Annotated in this window: 22 protein-coding genes; 11 read left to right on the forward strand and 11 right to left on the reverse strand. The window is 63.2% G+C overall.

Annotation, left to right across the window (positions count from 1 at the left end):
• Positions 1–60: 60 nt before the first annotated feature.
• Positions 61–237 carry a hypothetical protein gene (locus ABIC03_RS01280; RefSeq protein WP_275171898.1) on the reverse strand — a complete coding sequence of 59 codons (177 nt, stop codon included), beginning with the start codon at positions 235–237 and terminating at the stop codon, positions 61–63.
• A 129-nt stretch (positions 238–366) separates the two neighbouring features.
• Positions 367–1,308, reverse strand: coding sequence for a GlxA family transcriptional regulator (locus ABIC03_RS01285; protein ID WP_354054862.1), 942 nt, complete (start codon positions 1,306–1,308; stop codon positions 367–369).
• A 91-nt stretch (positions 1,309–1,399) separates the two neighbouring features.
• Here ABIC03_RS01285 and ABIC03_RS01290 point away from each other — a divergent pair, with 91 nt between their 5' ends.
• Positions 1,400–2,086 carry a DJ-1/PfpI family protein gene (locus ABIC03_RS01290; RefSeq protein ID WP_354054864.1) on the forward strand — a complete coding sequence of 229 codons (687 nt, stop codon included), beginning with the start codon at positions 1,400–1,402 and terminating at the stop codon, positions 2,084–2,086.
• A 489-nt stretch (positions 2,087–2,575) separates the two neighbouring features.
• On the opposite strand, the gene ABIC03_RS01295 is transcribed toward ABIC03_RS01290, so the two are convergent.
• A complete protein-coding gene (locus ABIC03_RS01295) occupies positions 2,576–2,983 on the reverse strand; it encodes an NADH:ubiquinone oxidoreductase subunit NDUFA12 (RefSeq protein WP_354054866.1) in 408 nt (135 codons plus the stop codon).
• 248 nt (positions 2,984–3,231) lie between these two features.
• Between ABIC03_RS01295 and ABIC03_RS01300 the strand changes: the two genes are divergently transcribed.
• The 3 genes from ABIC03_RS01300 to ABIC03_RS01310 all read left to right on the forward strand — a co-directional run bounded on the left by ABIC03_RS01300 (position 3,232) and on the right by ABIC03_RS01310 (position 6,844).
• The gene (locus ABIC03_RS01300) at positions 3,232–3,939 is read left to right on the forward strand and encodes a BA14K family protein (RefSeq protein WP_354054868.1); all 708 of its coding nucleotides are present in this window, start codon (positions 3,232–3,234) and stop codon (positions 3,937–3,939) included.
• Positions 3,940–4,172: 233 nt separating this feature from the next.
• Positions 4,173–4,595 (forward strand): response regulator, encoded by a 423-nt coding sequence (locus ABIC03_RS01305; RefSeq protein WP_275171893.1) that lies wholly within the window; start codon positions 4,173–4,175, stop codon positions 4,593–4,595.
• A complete protein-coding gene (locus tag ABIC03_RS01310; protein ID WP_354054870.1) occupies positions 4,592–6,844 on the forward strand; it encodes a CHASE3 domain-containing protein in 2,253 nt (750 codons plus the stop codon). The genes ABIC03_RS01305 and ABIC03_RS01310 overlap by 4 nt, the downstream gene beginning before the upstream one ends.
• On the opposite strand, the gene ABIC03_RS01315 is transcribed toward ABIC03_RS01310, so the two are convergent.
• A complete protein-coding gene (locus ABIC03_RS01315) occupies positions 6,841–7,014 on the reverse strand; it encodes an arginase family protein (protein ID WP_354057464.1) in 174 nt (57 codons plus the stop codon). The two genes, ABIC03_RS01310 and ABIC03_RS01315, sit on opposite strands and share 4 nt — an antisense overlap.
• Positions 7,015–7,367: 353 nt before the next feature.
• On the opposite strand from ABIC03_RS01315, the gene ABIC03_RS01320 reads away from it, so the two are divergent.
• A complete protein-coding gene (locus ABIC03_RS01320; RefSeq protein WP_354054872.1) occupies positions 7,368–7,859 on the forward strand; it encodes a group I truncated hemoglobin in 492 nt (163 codons plus the stop codon).
• A 302-nt stretch (positions 7,860–8,161) separates the two neighbouring features.
• On the opposite strand, the gene ABIC03_RS01325 is transcribed toward ABIC03_RS01320, so the two are convergent.
• The 3 genes from ABIC03_RS01325 to ABIC03_RS01335 form a co-directional block, all read right to left on the reverse strand.
• Entirely contained in the window at positions 8,162–8,830 is a 669-nt protein-coding gene (locus ABIC03_RS01325) for a type 1 glutamine amidotransferase domain-containing protein (RefSeq protein WP_354054874.1), read from the reverse strand.
• Between the two features lie 160 nt (positions 8,831–8,990).
• Complete coding sequence (locus ABIC03_RS01330) at positions 8,991–9,749, reverse strand: alpha/beta fold hydrolase (RefSeq protein WP_354054876.1); 759 nt, start codon at positions 9,747–9,749, stop codon at positions 8,991–8,993.
• A gap of 522 nt (positions 9,750–10,271) precedes the next feature.
• Positions 10,272–10,685 (reverse strand): hypothetical protein, encoded by a 414-nt coding sequence (locus ABIC03_RS01335; protein ID WP_354054878.1) that lies wholly within the window; start codon positions 10,683–10,685, stop codon positions 10,272–10,274.
• 108 nt (positions 10,686–10,793) lie between these two features.
• Between ABIC03_RS01335 and ABIC03_RS01340 the strand changes: the two genes are divergently transcribed.
• Positions 10,794–11,729, forward strand: coding sequence for a LysR family transcriptional regulator (locus ABIC03_RS01340; RefSeq protein ID WP_354054880.1), 936 nt, complete (start codon positions 10,794–10,796; stop codon positions 11,727–11,729).
• Between the two features lie 29 nt (positions 11,730–11,758).
• Here the strand turns inward: ABIC03_RS01340 and ABIC03_RS01345 are convergent, their stop codons facing one another.
• On the reverse strand, positions 11,759–12,655 hold the full coding sequence (locus ABIC03_RS01345) for a DMT family transporter (RefSeq protein ID WP_354054882.1): 897 nt from the start codon (positions 12,653–12,655) through the stop codon (positions 11,759–11,761).
• Positions 12,656–13,159: 504 nt separating this feature from the next.
• Here ABIC03_RS01345 and ABIC03_RS01350 point away from each other — a divergent pair.
• The 4 genes from ABIC03_RS01350 to ABIC03_RS01365 all read left to right on the forward strand — a co-directional run bounded on the left by ABIC03_RS01350 (position 13,160) and on the right by ABIC03_RS01365 (position 19,071).
• On the forward strand, positions 13,160–13,360 hold the full coding sequence (locus tag ABIC03_RS01350; RefSeq protein ID WP_354054884.1) for a hypothetical protein: 201 nt from the start codon (positions 13,160–13,162) through the stop codon (positions 13,358–13,360).
• Between the two features lie 56 nt (positions 13,361–13,416).
• Positions 13,417–17,181, forward strand: a complete 3,765-nt coding sequence (locus ABIC03_RS01355) for a vitamin B12-dependent ribonucleotide reductase (RefSeq protein ID WP_354054886.1) — start codon at positions 13,417–13,419, stop codon at positions 17,179–17,181.
• 112 nt (positions 17,182–17,293) lie between these two features.
• Positions 17,294–18,430 carry an AAA family ATPase gene (locus tag ABIC03_RS01360; protein WP_354054888.1) on the forward strand — a complete coding sequence of 379 codons (1,137 nt, stop codon included), beginning with the start codon at positions 17,294–17,296 and terminating at the stop codon, positions 18,428–18,430.
• 125 nt (positions 18,431–18,555) lie between these two features.
• Positions 18,556–19,071: a ParB N-terminal domain-containing protein gene (locus ABIC03_RS01365; protein ID WP_354054890.1), complete on the forward strand. Its 516-nt coding sequence runs from the start codon at positions 18,556–18,558 to the stop codon at positions 19,069–19,071.
• A 118-nt stretch (positions 19,072–19,189) separates the two neighbouring features.
• Here the strand turns inward: ABIC03_RS01365 and ABIC03_RS01370 are convergent, their stop codons facing one another.
• On the reverse strand, positions 19,190–19,486 hold the full coding sequence (locus tag ABIC03_RS01370) for an HdeA/HdeB family chaperone (protein ID WP_354054892.1): 297 nt from the start codon (positions 19,484–19,486) through the stop codon (positions 19,190–19,192).
• Between the two features lie 219 nt (positions 19,487–19,705).
• Here ABIC03_RS01370 and ABIC03_RS01375 point away from each other — a divergent pair, with 219 nt between their 5' ends.
• Positions 19,706–20,788: a hypothetical protein gene (locus ABIC03_RS01375; protein WP_354054894.1), complete on the forward strand. Its 1,083-nt coding sequence runs from the start codon at positions 19,706–19,708 to the stop codon at positions 20,786–20,788.
• Between the two features lie 55 nt (positions 20,789–20,843).
• Here ABIC03_RS01375 and ABIC03_RS01380 read toward each other — a convergent pair whose 3' ends face one another.
• Both ABIC03_RS01380 and ABIC03_RS01385 read right to left on the reverse strand, forming a co-directional pair.
• Positions 20,844–21,062, reverse strand: a complete 219-nt coding sequence (locus ABIC03_RS01380) for a hypothetical protein (protein WP_275171878.1) — start codon at positions 21,060–21,062, stop codon at positions 20,844–20,846.
• On the reverse strand, positions 21,056–21,274 hold the full coding sequence (locus ABIC03_RS01385; RefSeq protein WP_354054897.1) for a hypothetical protein: 219 nt from the start codon (positions 21,272–21,274) through the stop codon (positions 21,056–21,058). The genes ABIC03_RS01380 and ABIC03_RS01385 overlap by 7 nt, the downstream gene beginning before the upstream one ends.
• Positions 21,275–21,506 lie beyond the last annotated feature (232 nt).

Raw genomic sequence — 21,506 nt, forward strand, 5'->3', positions numbered from 1 at the left:
CAATCTTCACGTCATGTCCGCTGTGCCGTCGCGAGGCCGCTGGTAACCAGGCGAACGTCGTCACGCAGCGCGCCAATTTCCTTTGTGAATATCGAACTTCACGGCGCCTTCGTCACGCATCTTCAACAGGAGCGATTGGCAGTCGTCCTGGTTCTTGATGTTCACGCGCTTCATGACCTCGAAAGTCTTCAGAGGCTTTTCGCGAAGGGCAATCAGAATCTTTTCTCGATCGGTCATTAGGGTTCCTTGCATCGGGATCAGCGACGGTACGTGTTGTACTGATCGTCTGCAACGGGTGACGCAAGGCTGGGCAATATGCAAGTCTGCTCACCCGCTCAAGCGGCCTCTCCAAGTCGATGAATCTCCCTACCCCGCCCTTGCCGCGCGCCGTAGCGCCTGCGGCGGCTGGCCGAAGGCGCGGATGAAGGCGCGCCGCATGCGCTCGGGATCCCCGAAGCCGGTCGTCTCCGCGACGAGCTCGATCGCCTCGCGCGAGGACTGCACGCGCTCGCGCGCGACCTCGATGCGCAAGCGCTCGATGGCCTTCGAGGGCGTCGTGCCGGTCTCGGCGGCAAAGGCGCGGGCAAAATGCCGCGCACTCATGCCGGCGCGGTCGGCGAGGTCTTCGACCGTCAACCGGGCGTCGAGGTTCTCGCGCGCCCATGACAGCAGCGCGCCAAAGCGGCCGTTCGGCGTCTTCAATTCCAGAAGTGACGAGAACTGCGACTGGCCGCCGCTGCGGCGATGATACAGCACGAGCTGCCGCGCGGTGTCCTGCGCGATCTGCTCACCGTGATCCTCCGTCACCATCGCGAGCGCGAGGTCGATGCCCGCCGTGATGCCTGCCGACGTCCACACATTGCCATCGCGCGTGAAAATCTGGTCCGGCTCGAATTTCACCTTGGGATAGCGCGCGACGAAATCCCGCGTGCGTCCCCAATGCGTGGTGGCGCGGCGGCCGTCGAGCAATCCCGCCTCGGCCAGCACATAGGCGCCCGAGCAGACGCTTGCGACCCGCACGCCGCGCCGCGCCAGCCGCTGCACGAAGGCGCGCGTAATCTCGCAGCGCGCGGCATCCGTCACGCCCGCGCCTCCCGCCACGACCAGCGTCGTAATCGCATTCGCCGACTTGAAGTCGCGCGCCATCATCTCCACGCCGGACGAGCTGCGCACGGGCCCCGCGTTCACCGCCAGCACGCGGATCCCGGTCGTCGTCTTGCCCGTACAGCGCGCCGCGATCTCGAACACCGAGATCGGGCCGGCCGCATCGAGCAGCTGGAAGTCCGGGAAGATCAGGATGCCGATCATGGTCATGTCCGAAAGCGAGGGAAAAACGCCATTTTGGACAGAAGGGCATCATGAGAGGCTGCTTCCGTCAAGCTCATAATTGGAGGCTCTCATGTCGTCCCCGCTCCAGATCGGTCTCTTGGTGTTTCCGCGCGTCACCCAGCTCGATTTTACGGGTCCCCTGCAGGTGTTCTCCTCCGTGCCCGGCGCAAAGCTGCATTTGATCTGGAAACGGATCGAGCCGGTGCCGAGCGATTCCGTGCTGACGCTGACGCCGACCACGACGTTCGCCGACTGCCCGCAGCTCGACGTGATCTGCGTGCCCGGCGGCGGCGGCACCAACGATCTGCTCAATGACGAGGAGGTGCTCGGTTTCCTGCGCCGCCAGGCCGAGGGCGCCAAATACGTGACGTCGGTCTGCACGGGATCGTTGGCGCTCGGCGCCGCCGGCCTCCTGAAGGGCTACCGCGCCGCCACGCATTGGAGCGCGATGGAGATGCTGAGCCAGTTCGGCGCGACGCCGACCAAGACGCGCGTCTGCATCGACCGCAACCGCGTGACCGGCGGCGGCGTCACCGCGGGAATCGATTTCGCGTTGACCCTGGTGTCGATCATGGTCAATCGCACCACCGCGGAGGCGATCCAGCTTCAGCTCGAATACAAGCCGGCCCCGCCGTTCAATGCCGGCTCGCCGGATACCGCGCCGGCGGAAGTGCTGGCGTTGCTCAGAGAGCGTGGCGCGCAAGGCCAGGCGCGGCGGCTAGAGGCGGTGAAGCGCGCGTCTGAACGGATGATGTAGTTGCTCGCGTGTCCCGGACGCGGCGCGGCACGCAATGCCGCCCCGCAGAGCCGGGACCAGAAAGCTGCACGGGTGCTGCTGCATGGGCCCCGGCTCTGCAGCACCGCTGAAGAAGCGCTGCGCTGCGTCCGGGGTACGAGACATCCATGAGCCCCAACAGAAAAAGGCCGCCCGGTTTCCCGAGCGGCCTTTCCTGTCTTACGGCGGCTGCACATTTCATCGGGCGATTTCGGAGCTTCCAGACCGGGGGCCTATCTCCCGATCGAGTCCTGGTCGGCGGCCGCTGCATTTCGGGACAGTCGCGAACTGTTGCCCGAACCGAACGCGATGGTCTCCCATCTCCGTAAGATGCGACCATTGAGCCGCATCGCTCGCACGGCTGCAACCAGTGCGCAGCAATCATCCCCGCTGTTCCCGCTGTCCACAGCAAAGCGAGGCGGATGCGGGTGCATCCACTCCTACGACAAGGATTCAGCGGGGATCGGAAGCCTAGCTGGGCGTCCAGGGCTGATAGTCGCCGGTCGCCTTCGGCCGCTTGCCGCTGGCGAGCGTCGAGCCCGAAGGACGGTAGGCGTTCGCCGTGCCGGTGAGATTGGGCTGGTGCGGCTTTTCCCACTCGCGCGGCTGGTAGTTGTCCTGCGTCGGCGGCACGTCGACGGTGTGATGCATCCAGCCGTGCCAGGACGGCGGGATACGGCTGGCCTCGGCATAGCCGTTATAGACCACCCAGCGCCGCTCGAAGCCGAGCGCAGGATCGATCGCCCCGCCGCGGGTGCGATAATAGAGGTTGCCCTGTTCGTCCTGGCCGACCAGCTCGCCGTAGCGCTTGGTCCAGAGTTGAGTGCCAAACGTCTGGCCATTCCACCAGGTGAAAAACTTGAGGAAGAACTGTTTCATGCGGCAAGGGCCCTGCTTCGTCGGGTCCTGATGCCATCCGGACGGCGAAATGTCCAGTTCGGCGCGGGCGGCGGTGCCCCGCTGCAGATGCGGTCGCCGGGCACACGGACGCTGCCGCAAATCGGACGCGATCCGTTCATGCCAGATACAGCGTGGCCATGAAAGCTTATCCTCGCACGCAAACCGCCGTGATCCCAGGAACTACAGCCCTTTCATGGGGTTTGCTTCCGGGAAAAGGAGTTTTGATCATGAAGAGTCTGAAAGTCTTGAGCGCGGCTGCGGCCGTGGCGCTGGTTCTCCCGTTGGCGACGCCAAGCTTCGCGCAAGGTCGCGGCGGACATGGCGGTGGCGGCGGTGGGCATTTCGGCGGTGGCGGCGGTGCCCACTTTGGCGGCGGAGGTGGCGGTGCCCACTTCGGCGGCGGTGGCGGCGGCGCTCACTTCAGTGGTGGGGGTGCTCACTTTGGCGGTGGCGGCGCCCGCATGGGCGGCGGCAATTTCGGCGGCGCGAGGATCGGTGGTGGCGGTGGCAATTTCGCCGCCGGCGCAGCGGTACGTCCCAGCGGTGGCAGCTTCGTAGGCGGCACCGCGAGCCGACAGGCCTTTTCGCCGTCCTACAGCGGGACACGCAGCGTCGCGACTGCGGGCAACTGGCAGGGCGGTAGCGGCAATTGGAGTGGTCGTCACTGGCATCATCGTCGCGGCGGCGGGTTCTGGCCCGGTGTCGCCGCGGGTGCTGCGATCGGCGGCCTCGGCTCGTACGCCTATTACGGCGGCGGCTATTACAACGACCCCTACTACTATGGCGACGACAGCTATTATGACGAGCCGTCAGTGGCCGTGGTCCCCGATAGCGGCGGCGACTCCGAGGGCTACTGCGCGCAGCGCTACAAGTCCTACGATCCGGCGTCCGGCACCTATCTGGGCTATGACGGCCAGCGTCATCCTTGCCCGTAAGCACACCGGCAACATTTGAAGAAGAAGGCGTCGCAGCGATGCGGCGCCTTTTGCATTGGGGCGCTTCACCTGTTTCGCGTGTTCGTCATCTGCAATGCCGCGTACCAACCGAGGCGAGCGGACCTTTATTCACCGCACCGTGCATATCTACCCTTATCCAATCCCAAATTGACCCGACGCGCGATTCACCTGTATCAACTTGGCTATGGGGACTTCGATGACTGGGAAGTGTCATGCCGCGTATTCTCGTGGTTGATGACGATCCGATGGTCGGCGCGACCATCGAGGTCCTCCTCCAGCGCCAGGGCTTCGACGTCACGTTGACTGACGGCGGAGAAACGGGTTTGGCTGCGCTCGAAACACAGAGTTTCGATGTGATGCTGGTCGACATCTTCATGCCGCATATGCGCGGCTTCGAGTCCATTCGCATCTTTCACGAGCGCGCGCCGGCGGTTCCGCTGATCGCGATGTCCGGCTACGCCTTCGCGTCATCCGCTTCGCCCTCTCCCGACTTCCTCCGGATGGCGCTGGAGCTCGGCGCGACCCGCTGCCTGCGCAAGCCGTTCACGCCGGACGCGCTGCTGACCACGATCCGGGAATGCATCGCCGGGCCGGGCGATGGCTCACAGCCGAAGGACAAGAAAGAAGCCCCTTGATCCCAACGCAGCGCGTCATTCTCGGTGCTGGACTTGCCATCCTCCTGATCATCACCGCAGCCTCGATCGGCCTCGACGTCAAGTCACGGTCCGATGCGGCATGGGTCAATCACACCGTCCAGGTGCTGAAGAAGATCTCCGACCTGCGGGTGCTGATGCGCAGCGCCGAGAGCGCCGCACGCGGCTACGAGATCTATCGCAGCCCGAGCTTCAGCGAAGAATTCCAGGCGGTGCACGCCCGGATCGCACCGGCACTCGCCGACCTCAAGCGCAGCGTGCGCGACACGCCCGAACATGTCGCGCTGCTCGAGGGCACCGAGCCGCTGGCGCTCCGCCGGATCGAGATCGCCGCCGAAGTGATGCGCCTGCGCGCCGGAAACGATCAGGCCGGCATTGCCGCGGTGCAGGGCAAGGGCGAGGGCCGTGGCCTCATGGACACGGTGATGGGCAATTTCGATCGTTTGAGCGCAGAGGAAGAACGATTGCTCGCGGCGCGCTCCCAGGATTCGCGCCGTACCGGCATCGTGCTGCTCGGCATCGACCTCGCCGGCGCGCTGGTGATCCTGCTGCTGGTCGTGATGATGATGCGCGAGAGCCGGCGCACCGAGGGCGCACTCAAGAGCACGCTATTGGAGACCACGGCCGCCAAGCAGCAGCTCGAGTCCGCAGTGGCCGAGCGCACCGAGCATCTGGTCACCGCGCATGACGAGCTGCGCCTGTCGGTCAACGTGCTCCAGAGCACGTTTCACAGCATGGCGGAGGCCGTGCTGGTCATCGATGCCGAGGGCAACGTCCTTCTGTCCAATCCGGCCGCGGAGCGCATGCTGCTGCACCGGAGCGGCATGAACCTGCGCAATCTGCGCGCGATGTCCAGTGTGCTTCACGGCGACGGCGTCACCCCGCTCAAGCCCGACGAGCTGCCGTCGGCACGCGTGCTTCGCGGCGAGCCGTTCGAGAATATGGAGATGATCGTCCGCCCGCACAGCGGCAATCCTTCCCGCCATCTCATGATCAGCGGCCGGCCGATGCTGGACGGGCAAGGCAACGTCTCCGGCGCGGTGCTGGTCTATCACGATGCGACCATGTCGCGCGAGACCGAGCGGCAGTTGTACCAGTCGCAGAAACTGGATGCCATCGGCAAGCTCACCGGCGGCGTCGCGCACGACTTCAACAACATGCTCACCGTGATCTCCGGCAATACGGAGACGCTGGTGGCAAGCCTGAAGCAGCAGCCCGACCTCCAGCGCGTGGCGCGCCTGATCGACGAGGCCGCCGAACGCTGCGCCGAGCTGATCCAGCATCTGCTCGCCTTTGCGCGCAGGCAGCCGCTCCAGCCGCGCAACGTCGAGATCAACACCGCGGTCGGGGACATCGCGAAACTGCTGCGCCCTACCCTCGGCGAGCAGATCGAGATCGAGACCGTGCTCGAACAGGGGCAGATGACCGCGCACATCGATCCGTCCCGCCTCACCAATGCCCTGCTCAACATGGCCATCAACGCCCGCGACGCCATGCCGAACGGCGGCAAGCTGCTGCTCGAGGCCCACCGCGTCGTGCTCGACCAGGCCTATGCGCAGAACAATCCCGACGTACGGCCCGGCCCGTACGTGATGCTCGCCGTCAGCGACACCGGCACCGGCATGCCGGCCGAGGTGCAGCAGCAGGCGTTCGAGCCGTTCTTCACCACCAAGGAGGTCGGCAAGGGCAGCGGCCTCGGCCTCTCCATGGTCTACGGCTTCGTCAAGCAGTCCGGCGGCCACATCAAGATCTACAGCGAGGAAGGCCACGGCACCACGATCAAGCTCTATCTGCCGCCGGGCGAAGGCATGGCCGAGGCGGCCCCCACCACGACGCCGCAGGCGGAAGGCGGCGCCGAGACCATTTTCGTGGTCGAGGATGATACTCTGGTGCGCAACTTCGTCACCGTGCAGCTCCAGAGCCTCGGCTACCAGACCGTCGCCGCGCCCGACGGCAAGGCCGCGCTGGAGTTGATCCGGGCCGGCCAGCCGTTCGACCTGCTGTTCACCGACGTCGTCATCCCCGGCGGCATGAGCGGGCGCGAGCTCGCCGACAAGGTGGCGACGATCCGCCCCGGCGTGAAGGTGCTCTACACCTCGGGCTATACCGACAACGCCATCGTCCACCACGGCAAGCTCGACGACGGCGTGATGCTGCTGACAAAACCCTACCGCCGCAACCAGCTCGCCGAGATGATCAGGAAGGCGCTGGGAGGCATGCCGGCCGGCTAGCGCATCTGCTTGGCGACACATCCAATGGCGTTGCAGATGATCCGCGCTGCGCAGATTGCCCCGATATTCTGCACATCACGCTCCGGCACCAATTCGACCAGATCGAGACCGACAATTCTGGCGTTCGAGGCGACGCCCGCGATCAGGTCTATGACGTCGAAATACGACAGGCCGTGTACATAAACGTCGGCTCACCAAGGCCAAGCGGAAGCTCCTACCTGGGCGTGATCGGCGACTTGTGACCCAGTCCGGACAGTCGTGGCGCGGGTTTTGTTCGTCGACTTCGATTTTTGACGGGAACCTCTTCGCTTCAAAGCCATCCAAGGAGACAGCAAGGAGAGCGCCGATCAGGCGGGGCCTGAACGCCAACATTGGAAGCGTACCCGCTGGCATCGGAGGACGCCGAGCTACGACACACCGTGCTCAAGGCGGTGAGGCCTTTTGAGCCATCTCTAAGGAGCTGCCAATGACAAAGACTCGTTCGACTTCCATCACGCGACGAAGCATCGTCGCAGGATTGGCGATGATTGCTGTCCCCATGGCTTTGGCGAGTGCAGACAACGCGCAAGCACAGAACAAGCAAACCACGCCTGAGAAAAGCCTCTATGAGCGCCTGGGCGGCGCTTTCGCCATCGCGGCTGTAGTGGATCACTTCAGCGATGCCGTCGTGAAGAATCCCATCGTCGGCCAGAAGTCCAAGAATCCGCAGCTCCGAGAATGGCACACCAAGAACCTGGAAAGGCTCCCCGGCCTCAAATTCATGCGCACGTTGTGGGTCTGCGACGTTTCGGGTGGCCCCTTCAAGTTTGCAGCAACCAGGCCCGGCGCAACCCCGCTTGGCCTTGAGGAGGCCCATCGCAACCTCCGGATCTCACCTGCAGAGTTCGACGAGGTCGCAGCGGAACTCGGACGGACCCTGGATCACTTCAAAATCCCGAAGCGCGAGAAGACCGAAGTTCTGGAAGCCTTCGCTGCCCACAAAGACGAGGTCACCGCGGGCGCCAAGCGCGGCTGAACCGTCATAACGCCCCGGCCTTGGCGGAATTGTTAGCTGCGCGCTGACGCGGGCGATCGAAAGTTGCAAACTGCTGAGTTCGCGATGCGTCCGCTCGTGGGCCCATTGCTCCAGTTTGCGCTACAGCGAAGTGTCCGAAGCCGGGCGTAGACCGGAAGTCGTCGAGCTACCGGCGAACCAACGCGTATGCCCCGAAGCAGACCTTCACTTCGAGTTCTGCGTCCGAGGCATTGTTATCAACCAGGCTTCCTCAGGGGAATGCGGCCTCCAGGTCAGCTCTGCGATGCTCGGCTGCCTATTCTTTATTTTCTGAGTGCTGCCAGCAACTCCTTGGCCAGGAGCCCGGCCGAGGCGGGATTCTGGCCAGTGATGAGGCGTCCGTCGACGACGACGTGAGGTTGCCAGTTTGCTGCGGACGTATACTGGGCACCCTCTGCCCGCAGCGCATCTTCGAGTTCGTAAGGAACGTCTTCGCGTGCGTAGTCGTACTCTTCCTTCTTCGAGAACGATGTGAGCTTCTTGCCCTGCACGAACGGCTTGCCATCGCCAAGGTCTACCCCGAGGAGCGCGCACGGACCGTGACAAACGGCAGTTACAAACTTTCCAGTGCTCCAGGCGCGCACGACTGCATTCTGAACGACGGGGTTACGCTGAATGTCGACCATCGGTCCAAGACCGCCAGGCACGAAGATGGCTTCGTAATCGGCAGCATCCACCTCAGCTAGTTTGCGACTGCGATTCAAACGGCGAAAGGCCTTGCTTTCGAGAAAAGACTTCTGCGCAGGATCTTTCTCGTCGTAGGCATCATATGGCGTCCACCCGCCCCTTAGAGAGGCGAACTCAACGGCAATGCCTGCCTTGTCAAGCACATCGAACGGATGCGCGACCTCGGCAAAAAAGAAGCCCGTCTTACGATTGTGCGGACCGATCACGGCCGCGTTGCTGACAATAACCAGGACGTGTTGAGTCATCGTATTCCCCTTGAATCTTGTGAAGGCCCTAAGCCCAAACGTCGTAAATATTGCTGCCAACATGGCATTGGGCAGCTGGGCTCAAGCAGCGTAGAGCGGGCCGCTGAAGAAAGGAAACCAAGCCTCTTCAAACCGGCCCTTGTTTAGAGTGCCGGTGATATCAATCTGCTTCTCCGGCTGCGCTTTCGATGAAGGCTGCAACTTCCCGCGGGTGGGAGAGCATCGCGGCATGGCTGCTCGGCAGCTCGGTAAGTTTCGCTTTTGCTCGCGAAGACATGAAGCGCTGTGTGCTGGGCGGCACCATGTGATCTTGCGTTGTCAGCATGTAGTGCACGGGCTTGTCTTTCCATGCTGCGCCAACGATCTTGTGTTCGACCGCTTTGAGTCCCCAGGGAACTTGTGCTGCGGCCATGAAGGCGGTGATGGACGGATCGACATCCGGCGCAAACGCACTCGGAAACTTCGCCGGATCAACCAGAAGAAAGCCGCCGCTCGGCGGCAACAACGGTGCTCCAGCCTCGCCCGGAGTAGGACGCGCCGCGAGCTCGTAGACGGATTCTCCGACCTCTGGCGCGAAAGCGGCAATATAGACAAGCTTGCGAACCTTGGGATCGCTTCCGGCTTCGGTGATGACGGCACCGCCATACGAGTGGCCTACCAAAATGACCGGCTTCCCCGCCTTGCGTATGACCTGCCGCGTTGCCTCGACATCACCGTCGAGCGTTGCAGTCGAGTTCTGGACGACCAAAACCTCATAACCGTCGCGGGTCAGAATGTCGTAGACAGCCTTCCAGCCCGAACCGTCAACGAAGGCGCCGTGTACGAGAACGATCGAGACGGGCTTGCTTGCGGGCGTCTGCGCGAACGAAGGAAGGCTGGCCGCCATGGAGAGGAGTGCTCCCAGGATCAGGTGTTTCATTGCGATACCTTTCGGACGGACGAAACTGCGATCGAGCGACTATAGTCCGGTGGGCGGTGCGGGTCGGTTAAATCAGGTAAATCCGCCGTTCGTGGCAGGGGCCGCACGAAGCCCAAGGAACGCTTTGGATCCTGTGACAAAATGCTCGCTGCGATCGTGCTTTTCAAAATCGCGATGTTCAGCAGCCTTGTGACGCATGATATTTTCAGCGCACTGTCGCGTCGTTTGGCAGTGAAGAATGCGGGCTACCACGGAGATATTGCAGAGAGGCCGGCGTCGAGAGCAACTCACGTTTTCCTTTGGGCCATTCCAACTCATTCAGCGCCGCCAGCTTCGTCTTTTCGATGGCCACCCGGTCAAAATGGGCGCCGCGCCTTTGAGCTATTACAGCCAGATCCGCCCAACGTCACCCGCATCGGTATCTCGACCTCCCTGGAGTATGCCAGCAGGTGCTCGAAGACAAACTCCCGATGACTGAAAGTGCTCCGTTAAGGCGAATGCAGAGCCGTCGCCTCAATGCGTTCACATCGCCTGGGCGAGCGCGAACAGCCGGAAATCCTCGAGCGCCGCGTGCCGATGCGGGGCGGCTTCGCGCCGGTAAGTCTCGGTGTCGACGATCGAGCGGAAGGTGGCGAAATCGCCGTATTCATTGATCGCCGCTTCGTCCCAGCGTTCGCCTGGCGCGCCGACGAGGCTCGTCAGGACCGGCCCGGAAAACATCCGCACGAGCGGCTTACCGGCCGCGAGGCGCCGAAATGCCGGCCTATAGCGTTCATGAAAGGCTTCGCGGCCCGAGCAGGGCGCGGCGTCGAATCCGTCCTCGTAACGCGCATACGCGCGGTAGCGCAGCAGATTGAGCATATAAACCGGCTGGCCGGGCGGAATCGCGCGCTCGGCGGCGTCGAGGGCTTGCAGGGTGATTTCGATGGGGTTCATGGGACTTCCCGCGGTTTCTAGCGGCGCAGATTGCGCGCTGACGCTCCGTATTTAGCCGCTAGGGAATGGCCCTTGTAGTGACTGCACAGCCATGACTATGTGGACTGCATGTCCACAACGACTTTACCTCCCGACCTCTCACGTCTCCTCGCCTTCGTCCGTGTCGTCGAGGCGGGCTCCTTCGCCGAAGCCGCGCGGCGGGCGGGGACGACCACCTCGGCAATGTCCAAGGCGGTCGCCCGCTTCGAAAAGGCTCGCGGGTTGCGGCTTTTGCATCGCTCCACCCATTCGTTGGCGCTGACCGAAGAGGGCGACAGGCTAATGGCGGCGGGACGCGCGTTGGCCGAAAGTCTCGCCCGTGTCCAATCCGCGCTCGGCGAAGTCGCGCGCGACGATGGCGGACGTGTGCGCGTGACCGCCCCCGCCTCGTTCGCGCGCGCCTGCATCCTGCCGCGACTGCCCGCGTTCTTGCGGGAACGGCCGGAAATCGAGATCGAGGTCAAATTCCGCAACGAGATTCTCGATCTCGCGGCGGAAGGCGTCGACGTCGCGATCCGCTCAGGGCCCCTCGACCGCGCGCCCGGCCATCAGGCGCGGCGGCTTTGCACGTTCTCCTGGATCGCTTGCGCCTCGCCTGCCTATCTGAACGCGCGCGGCGCGCCGGCTACGCCAGACGAGCTTTCCGCGCACGACCACGTCGGCTTCCGGAATCCCGCGAGCGGTCAGATCCTGACCTGGCGCTTCGCCGACCCGCGCGGCAAAGGACTCATTCGCGTCACGCCCAAGCCCAAGCACATTTGCGACGACGCGCACGCTTCGCTCGCTTTGATCGCGAATGGGTTCGGCATCGGCTGGGGGCCGGCGTGGCTCGTCCATGAAGACCTGCGCGCCGGCCGGCTGGTCGAAGTGCTTGCGCCCTGGCGCGCGCCGGCGGAGCCCCTATGGATGCTGCGCACCTCCGACCGCCGCCCGCCCCTGCGCACACAGCGCGTGATGTCGTTCCTCACCACGCTTCCCGCTGCGTTCCGCGACAAGGCGGTGTGAAGCGTCGGTCGTCACCAAAATTTAGGCGCCTACCGCGTCGCCAGCACCACCGCCGCCAGCGTGAAGATCAGCGCGGCAATCTGCCCTGCTCCGAGCGGCTCGTGGAGTGCGATCGCGGATGCCACGACGCCGATGACAGGCACCGCCATGGTGCCGATCGCGGCGACGGAGGCCGGCAGGCGCGCAAGGGCTGCGAACCAGCTGACATAGGCGATGCAGAACTGCACCACAGTCGAATAGACCAGCAGCCACCATCCGACCGGCGTCACCAATTCCAGATGGGTGGTCTCGACGGCGAGGCCAATGATCGTGATCGGCAGGCAGCCGATCCCGATCTGCCAGGCCGCGGCGGTGATCGGCGGCAGACGGATCGGGTACTTCTTCGAAAACACCGTGCCGAGCGCAAAGCCGAGCGCGCCGCACAGCGCCATGACGATGCCCGGCAGCTTGTCCGCGGTGGCGGCAAAGCCGTTGCCGCCCATGATCGAGGCGAGGCCGGCAAAGGCCATCACCAGCGCGATGGTGCGCAACAAGGTCGGCCGCTCGCCAAGCACCGGCCAGGCGATCAGCGAGGCCCAGACCGGCATGGTGTAGGCGATCAGCGCGGCTTCGCTCGCCGGCAGCCACAGCAGCGCCAGGCCCATCAGCACCATCCAGCCGGTGACGTTGAGGAGCGCGGCGGTCACGAGGCGCGGCCAGATCTCGCGCGGGACGCTGAGGCTGTCAGCGCGGATCAGCGCCAGCGCCGCCAGCAGCACCGCGCCCAGCACGCCGGTCACCCCGCGCAGGGTCAGCGGCGGCAGCTCGGAAAGCAGGAATTTCGTCACCGGCCAGTTGAAGCCCCAGCCCACCGAGGTGATGGCGAGGAACATCAGGCCGGCCGGGGCGATGCGCGCTCGCGCATCCCGGCGGGTCGAATCAAGCATGTGGGTAGTCCGGCAAAATCGAGCGCAGCTTGGCGCGGATTCGCGCCTCCCACCACCACCCCGGCGGGCATGCCTGCCCTTACCTACCTTAGCCCTACGTGAGTCCCGCTGAGGCAAGCCCGCGACTTAAAAATATACCTGCCCTGTGAACAGCGGGGTGAAGCCTCGGCAGGACCACCAGATGCAAATTTTTTCGGTTGGGAATCCCTGAGGACTCACTGATACTTGGCTCAACAACAGGCGCGGGCCTGCCCCCTGTTATCCCCCACAATCCACCATATTTAGTATTTGATTCAGGAACTCGCACTAGTTCTTGACGGGCGTAACGGAGAGTCCTAGTTTTCGATCCGTTCGGCGCGAGTGTGTTTGCGTCCCGCCGGCACTCCCCCAAAGGGTCTGCAAAACAGCACTCCGCCAAGCCAGACAAAGGCAGCGGGATACGGGCTTGTCTGCCCGGCGAGAGCGGACTTTTCGGGCGCCTGAACGGGCTGGAAACAGGCTCGGATGGCAATGGTTGAAGACGTGACGTTGTGGGGCGTTGAACGCATGTCGGGCTCATCCCTCTGGGGCGGATGGGTCTGGACGTGCCGGCGGATGATCGGTGCGCGCATCGAGGAATCGCGTCGGGAGAAAACGGGCCGGGTCTACCGGCTGAACTGCGATGTCAGGGGCCAGACGGCCGCCGAGCACCGCGAAATGAAATGATGACCCGGCACGCCTGAACGGAGGCGGTTCGGTCAAAGATAGGACGGGGCAAGACCATGCGGATTGAGCGGCGCCACACCACTTCGGGACAGTCACCTTACGCCGGCATCGAGTTCCGGCTGACCACGTCGGAGATCAGGAATCCCGACGGCTCGGTCGTGTTCAAGCTCGACAATGTCGAGGTGCCGACCGCGTGGTCGCAGGTCGCCTCCGACGTCCTGGCCCAGAAGTACTTCCGCAAGGCCGGCGTTGCCGCGCGCCTGAAGAAGGTCGAAGAAGAATCCGTTCCCTCCTTCCTGTGGCGCTCCGTGCCCGACACCGAGGCGCTCGCCCTCCTGCCCGAGAAAGAGCGCTATGTCAGCGAGCTCTCGGCCAAGCAGGTGTTCGACCGTCTCGCCGGCTGCTGGACCTATTGGGGCTGGAAGGGCAACTACTTCTCCTCCGACGAGGACGCCCAGACCTTCTACGACGAGCTCCGCTACATGCTGACCATGCAGATGGTCGCGCCGAACTCGCCGCAATGGTTCAACACCGGGCTTCATTGGGCCTATGGCATCGACGGCCCCGGCCAGGGCCATTATTACGTCGACCCCTTCACCGGCAAGCTGACCCGCTCGAAATCCTCCTACGAGCATCCGCAGCCGCACGCCTGCTTCATCCAGGGCGTCGGTGACGATCTCGTCAACGAGGGCGGCATCATGGACCTCTGGGTCCGCGAAGCCCGCCTGTTCAAATACGGCTCCGGCACCGGCTCCAACTTCTCGCGCCTGCGCGGCGAAGGCGAACGCCTCTCCGGCGGCGGCCGCTCGTCCGGCCTGATGAGCTTCCTCAAGATCGGCGACCGCGCCGCCGGCGCGATCAAGTCGGGCGGCACCACGCGCCGCGCGGCCAAGATGGTCGTGGTCGACGTCGATCACCCCGACATCGAGACCTATATCGACTGGAAGGTGAAGGAGGAGCAGAAGGTCGCCGCTCTCGTCACCGGATCCAAGATCAACCAGAAGCACCTCAAGGCGGTGCTCAAGGCCTGCGTCAATTGCGAAGGCTCGGGCGACGATTGTTTCGATCCCGAGAAGAATCCTGCGCTCCGCCGCGAGATCAAGCTCGCGCGTCGCAGCCTCGTGCCCGACAATTACATCAAGCGCGTCATCCAGTTTGCCAAGCAAGGCTACAAGGACATCCAGTTCGACGTCTACGACACCGACTGGGATTCGGAAGCCTATCTCACGGTGTCCGGCCAGAACTCCAACAATTCGGTGTCGCTGAAGGACGACTTCCTGCGCGCGGTCGAGACCGACGGCGACTGGAATCTCGTCGGACGCACCACCAAGAAGATCACCAAGACGCTGAAGGCGCGCGACCTCTGGGAAAAAATCGGCTACGCCGCCTGGGCGTCAGCCGACCCGGGCCTGCACTTCAACACCACCATGAACGACTGGCACACCTGCAAGGCGTCCGGCGACATCCGCGCCTCCAATCCGTGCTCGGAATACATGTTCCTGGACGACACGGCGTGCAACCTCGCCTCCGCCAATCTGCTGACGTTCTACGACATCCCCTCCAAGCGCTTCGACGTCGAGGGCTACGAGCATCTCTGCCGGCTCTGGACCATCGTGCTCGAAATCTCGGTGATGATGGCGCAGTTCCCGTCGAAATCGATCGCCGAGCTCTCCTACGAGTTCCGCACGCTCGGCCTCGGCTATGCCAATATCGGCGGCCTCCTGATGACCATGGGTCTGTCTTATGACTCGAAGGAAGGCCGCGCCATCGCCGGCGCGCTGACCGCGATCATGACGGGCATCACCTACAAGACCTCGGCCGAGATGGCGGCCGAGCTCGGCACCTTCCCTGGCTACAAGAAGAACGCCGCGCACATGCTGCGCGTGATCCGCAACCACCGCCGCGCCGCTCACGGCCAGTCCAACGGCTACGAGGCGCTGAGCGTCAACCCGGTGCCGATGGACCTGGTGTCCTGCCCGCAAGGAGACCTCGTCACCCATGCGCAAGCCGCCTGGGATGCGGCGCTCGAGCTCGGCGAGAAGCACGGCTATCGCAACGCCCAGACCACGGTGATCGCGCCGACCGGCACGATCGGCCTCGTCATGGATTGCGACACCACCGGCATCGAGCCTGATTTCGCGCTGGTGAAATTCAAGAAGCTCGCCGGCGGCGGCTACTTCAAGATCATCAACCGCGCGGTCCCCGCAGCCCTGCGCGCGCTCGGCTATCGCGAGAGCGAGATCGCGGAGATCGAGGCCTACGCCGTCGGCCACGGCTCGCTCTCCAACGCGCCCGGCATCAACGCCTCGACGCTGAAGACCAAGGGCTTCACGGATGAGGCCATCGCCAAGGTCGAGAAGGCGCTGCCGACCGCGTTCGACATCAAGTTCGCCTTCAACAAATGGACCTTTGGCGAAGACTTCATCCGCGACCAGCTCGGCATCGGTGCCGAGGCGATCGCGGCCCCCGGCTTCGACCTGCTCCAGGCTGTCGGCTTCACCAAGCGCGAGATCGAGGCGGCCAACGTCCACATCTGCGGCGCGATGACGGTGGAAGGTGCCCCGCACCTCAAGGCCGAGCACTATCCGGTGTTCGACTGCGCCAATCCCTGCGGCAAGGTCGGCAAGCGCTATCTGTCGGTCGAGAGCCACATCCGCATGATGTCGGCGGCGCAGCCCTTCATCTCGGGTGCGATCTCCAAGACCATCAACATGCCGAACGACGCCACCGTGGAGGACTGCAAGTCCGCCTACATGCTGTCGTGGAAACTCGCATTGAAGGCCAACGCGCTCTACCGCGACGGCTCCAAGCTCAGCCAGCCGCTCAACTCGCAGCTCATCAGCGACGATGAGGACGAGGACGACGCGGTCGATCATCTCTACGACAAGCCGATGGCGGCACGCACCGCCCAGGTCTCGGAAAAGATCGTCGAGAAGCTGGTCGAGCGCATCATCGTGATGCGCGAGCGCGAGAAGATGCCGGACCGCCGCAAGGGCTACACCCAGAAGGCGGTCGTCGGCGGCCACAAGGTCTATCTGCGCACCGGCGAATATGACGACGGCCGCATCGGCGAGATCTTCATCGACATGCACAAGGAAGGCGCGGCCTTGCGCTCCTTCATCAATAACTTCGCCATCGCGGTGTCGCTGGGTCTCCAGTACGGCGTGCCGCTCGACGAATATGTCGACGCCTTCACCTTCACCCGCTTCGAACCCGCGGGCCCCGTGCAGGGCAACGACAGCATCAAATACGCGACCTCGATCCTCGACTACGTCTTCCGCGAACTGGCTGTGAGCTATCTCAGCCGCTTCGACCTCGCCCATGTCGATCCCAGCGAGACCGGGTTCGACGTGCTCGGCAAGGGCGTCGAGGAAGGCAAGGGGCCGGATGATCACGGCCAGCGCGCCTCCAAGCTGGTGTCGCGCGGCCTCACCCGCTCCCGCACCGACAACCTCGTGGTGATGCGCGGCGGCTCGACCGCGGTCGCGCAAGGCAACGACAGCGCTCCGGCCGGCGGCAGCAAGGTGACCTCGCTCGCCTCGCACGGCGCAGGCCGTGCCGGCGACGTCCTGGAAGGCGCGGTCGCACTGAAGCAGGAAGTGGCCCACGACCTCTCGCCCACCGAGAAGCTGGAAGCCCTGCAGTGGAGCAAGGCCGGCAGCGCGCAAGTCGCGGTCCCCAGCAAGGCCGAGCGCCGCGCGGAAGCCAAAGCCAAGGGCTACGAAGGCGAGATGTGCAGCGAGTGCGGCAACTTCACGCTGGTGCGGAATGGCACGTGCATGAAGTGCGATACGTGCGGAAGCACGACGGGGTGCAGCTAAAGCAAATTAACAGAGGCGGCACAGTATTGTGCCGCCTCAACCAACGAAATCGTGGAATTGCATGACAAGAGGGCTGCTGTTGCTCACTCGCTAAATCAGAGTACTGGCGTACATGTTTACAAAAGTTCGATTTCGCAATTTTAAGTCCTTGAGGGACTTCACGGTACACCTACGCGCTATGAACGTGCTCGTGGGCCCGAATAATGCAGGAAAGTCAACAGTACTAGATGCGTTTCGCATCATCATGGCAGCACATTCTTTTGCTGCGCGGCGCCTCCAGCACACTATTCATATAAATCGCGAAACGATCGTAGGGTACGATATCCCTGCGTCGTTGATCCCCGTGTCCCTTACAAACATCCATTCCGACTACCAGACAGACCAAGAGACTTCGCTCACGTTTACATTGGACAACGGCAATCAAATCCGTCTCCAGTTCTACGACAATGCCCGTTGCATCATGACACTTGATGCACAGCAGCGGACGGTAACGACCGCCCAATTCAAGAAAAACTTCCCTATCGACGTCTACTCGATTCCCACGCTGGGCCCTCTCGAAGAAGTCGAAGAACTACTAACCGATCAATATGTTGCACAATCGATTGGGACCAGGCGTGCACACCGCATGTTCCGGAATATTTGGTTTCGTTGGAAGAAGGAGTTTCCGGTTTTTCAGAAGCTTGTCGAGGACACGTGGGAGGGGATGACGATTTCCAGACCCGAGTTGGATCTCTCTTATCCGCCCAAATTTTCCATGTTCTGCACGGAAGGTCGCGTAGATCGTGAACTCTGTTGGGCCGGTTTCGGCTTTCAAGTCTGGCTCCAGCTTCTAACTCACATCACGAACGCGACGACCGCTGACATCCTTGTCGTTGACGAGCCAGAGATCTACTTGCATCCCGATTTACAACACAAGCTGTTCCAAATTCTCAGAGGAACAAAAAAGCAAATCATTCTGGCAACGCACTCGGCTGAGATCATTAACGAGGCGGAGCACGATGACGTGATAGTCGTGAATAAAAGTCGCCGATCAGCCATCCGCATAACCGACGTTGACGGTCTCCAAGAGGCGCTATTCAGCATAGGTTCAGGTCAGAATGTTCACCTCTCTCGTCTTTCGCGCGGACGAAAGCTCCTGTTTCTAGAAGGCAACGATTTCCGCATTCTTCGGCGTTTCGCCGTTACGCTAGGCCTAAAAGAGCTCGCAGACGACGTTGACATTACGGTCAAGGCCTGGTCCCGCGCGTGAATTCCAGGACGCCGCAAGCCAACACCCCGCCGCCGAAATTCCCTTTGCGGTCGAGTCCTTCTCTCCTACACTCCAGGCATCACCGGCATCGGTTCCGACGGGCCCGGTAGAAGCGGAGTCAAGTTATGCCCAAACCGGAAAGCTTCCCGATCGAGAAGATCTTCGTTCCCACGAAGCAGAAGAAAGCCATCAAGCCCGGGATCGTCGGGGAGATCGCTGAAAGTATGCTGGACATCGGACAACAGGAACCCATTTCCGTCCGGCTCGACGGAGACCGCCTCGTTCTGGTCGAGGGACTGCATCGGCTCGAAGCCTGCAAGGCGCTCGGCGAGACAACCATTATCGGTGTCATCGTCCCGGCGGAGGTCGCTCAACACAGGCCGCTGCTGTCCGAAGGACCCGCAGTCGAGGCAGAGCGCATCAAGATGGCGCGATTGAAACAGCTGCGCCTCGAGAAGGAAGCTGCGGAAGCATCTATGGCTGGCTCGAAGAGCGTCAACGGAACGGAAGCGCCGCGCACCCGTCCGACGAAAGGCGTTCGCGACAATCCGAAGGCATCACCGGGCCGGACTGCGAAATCGACACCGAAAACATTGTCGGACTGGATCACGCAGCAAAAGGGCCACGGCGGCCGCTATTGATGGCCGGCGATGACGGTGCCAGTGCACTTGACTGTCGATGTAGAGTCAATGCACGTCGCCGTAATCCGCGAAATGGTCAGGCCGACACGACCGCAAACGCCCGCGCCCCCCTCGGCCCCTACTTCGTATTGGCCTCGACCGCGTCCAGCAGCGGCATCTCGCGGTGCGACTCGCAGAAGCGCGAGAGCTTGTTGCCGTTCCTGTTCAGCGCTTGCGTGTCCACGACGGGATTGTTGCGGCGGCCGGCGTAGAACCCGGCGAGCCAGACGTTCACGGTCTGCATGTGGGTAATACGCTGGGTGATGTACTGGTCGCAGCTGATCTTGGAAACGTCGACCAGCACCTGTGCCTTGGCCGGCACGGCCAGCAGCAGGGCCGCGAAGGCACCAAGGATGATCGCTCTTGTCTGAACCATGTGTTCCTTCCGATGAATGTCTGCACGGTGGCGACGGTCGGGCGCTGCATGCTTGATCCAGATCAAGGGCGCCCGTTGCATACCCCGCGACCGCCCCACCCCGAGGTCTCGCCATAATTTCTCCTTCGCGCGCGCGTTGTGTTGGACGGCGGCGAGACTTATCGTTCCGATCGGACTGCCGCACTCCCATTGACGCCCGACTGGATCGAGAGCGCATCGGTGCCCGAGACGAACGACCCCAAACCTGACGACCACAAGCCAGACGCGCCCAAGCCCGATGCGCCCAAGCCGGACGTGGAGCGCGCCGATGGCGGGCTGGCGCGGGCCTACGATCGGATCAAGAGCGCAGAGGCAGACCTTGCGCGGCTGGACCGGCTGGTTTCCGGAATGGAACGCGGCAACGAAGGCCCGCGGGTCTCGCGAGCAAGCGCCGGTGCCGAGGCTGTCGAGACTCCCAAGGACTGGGCTCCCGAGGACAAGACTCCCAAGGCCGCGGCGCTGGCGCCGGCCAGCACGGTTCGCACCCAAGGCCTGAAGGCGGATCGGCCCATGATGCGCGCTCTGGTCGGTCTCGTGCTGGCGATCGGTGTTCTCGGTGCCGCCTTCGCTTCGCAATATCGCGATGAGGCCAGGTCGATGACCAAATCGATCATGGCGCGATGGGCTCCGCCGGCCGCAACTGAGCCTCCGCAAGTGTCCGCGGTGGAAAGTCCGGCGCAACCGCCGGCCGTGCAGCTGGCTGCCGCGGATGAGCCCGGCACGGTGCCCGCGCCGCCGGCCGGCAAGGACACGGAGAGCAATGCAGGGTTTGACGCTTCAAGACCCGACGCTCCAAGGCCCGACGCTCCAAGGCCCGACGCTTCAAGACCTGACGCTTCAAGAGCTGGCGCCACAGCGCCTGACCCGTTGTCGTCTGATCTCGCGCAATCGCTCAAGACCATCACCAGCGAGCTTGCGAGCATGAACGGAAAGCTCGAGCAACTGAAAAGCCGCAACGAGCAGACGCTGCGCGAGCAGGCCGACACCATTCAACAGCTCAAGGCGGCGCAGGAAAAGGATGCGGCGGCCAATGCGCGCCTCGCCGCACAGGTCCAGGCGCTGCAAAAGGAGCTGACGACGTCATCCGCATCTTCATCCGCACCCGCGAAACCCGCCGCGCGAAGCGTGATGAACAATGAGACCGCTGCCCCTGCACGGCCGCACGCGCAGGCGGCCGCACCGCGGCGACCCCGGCCGTCGCGAGGGCCCTGGATGCCCCCGCCCTATATGGTCGATCCCTACTATGGCGATCCGGATTGGTGAGCCCGCAGGGCAATGCGAGCACGTCTGCGCCAGCACACAAGCTCGCGGACCGGCCTCAATCACGCGGCGAGATCTGAAGCTCCATCAACGCCATGCGCTCCAGGACGACGGGGTCTCGCTCGCCCTCCTTCGCTGTGCGAAGGATTGTTTCCGCGATCGACCGGACATGCGCGGAGCTGACCGGGGCCGGCAGTGACGCAACCGCCGTGTCCAGCGCAGTTTTCATGATGCCGATGGTTTCAGGTGTAAAAGATGCATTCGAAAAGTCTAACATGCTGAATCCGATCCGGGGGTCATCACGAGCGTCGCTTGGTTCGAATGGCTGCTGATCTGCGCAATGCGGTCGACCAGGGCCGTCAGATGTTGCGGAAATGGGTCATGCTCGCCGCGAAGCTTGATCCGCAGGCGGTCTGCTATTTCATGAGAGATCGCCAGGCTGGAGCCGCGGTCGATCTGAATCGGATTGCGAACATCGGGGCTGTTCATGAAGATTTCCGGTTGGTACGCACGGAGCACGCTTCGCGCGGAGCCGCGCTCACAACGCGACGGCGGTTACTCAGGCGAGGATCGGAGGTTCGATCTCGCTACGCTCGGGGATCACAGGCTCAACGGCCCCATCGGGCCAGAGTTCCCTCCGAACACAACTTAGGTTTGGATTTCACGGAAGCAGCAGTTTCTGCGGCTTGCGGCGGCTAGGGACCGTAGCCCGGATGGAGCG

Source organism: Bradyrhizobium sp. RT6a (assembly GCF_040547675.1).
GTDB lineage: Bacteria > Pseudomonadota > Alphaproteobacteria > Rhizobiales > Xanthobacteraceae > Bradyrhizobium.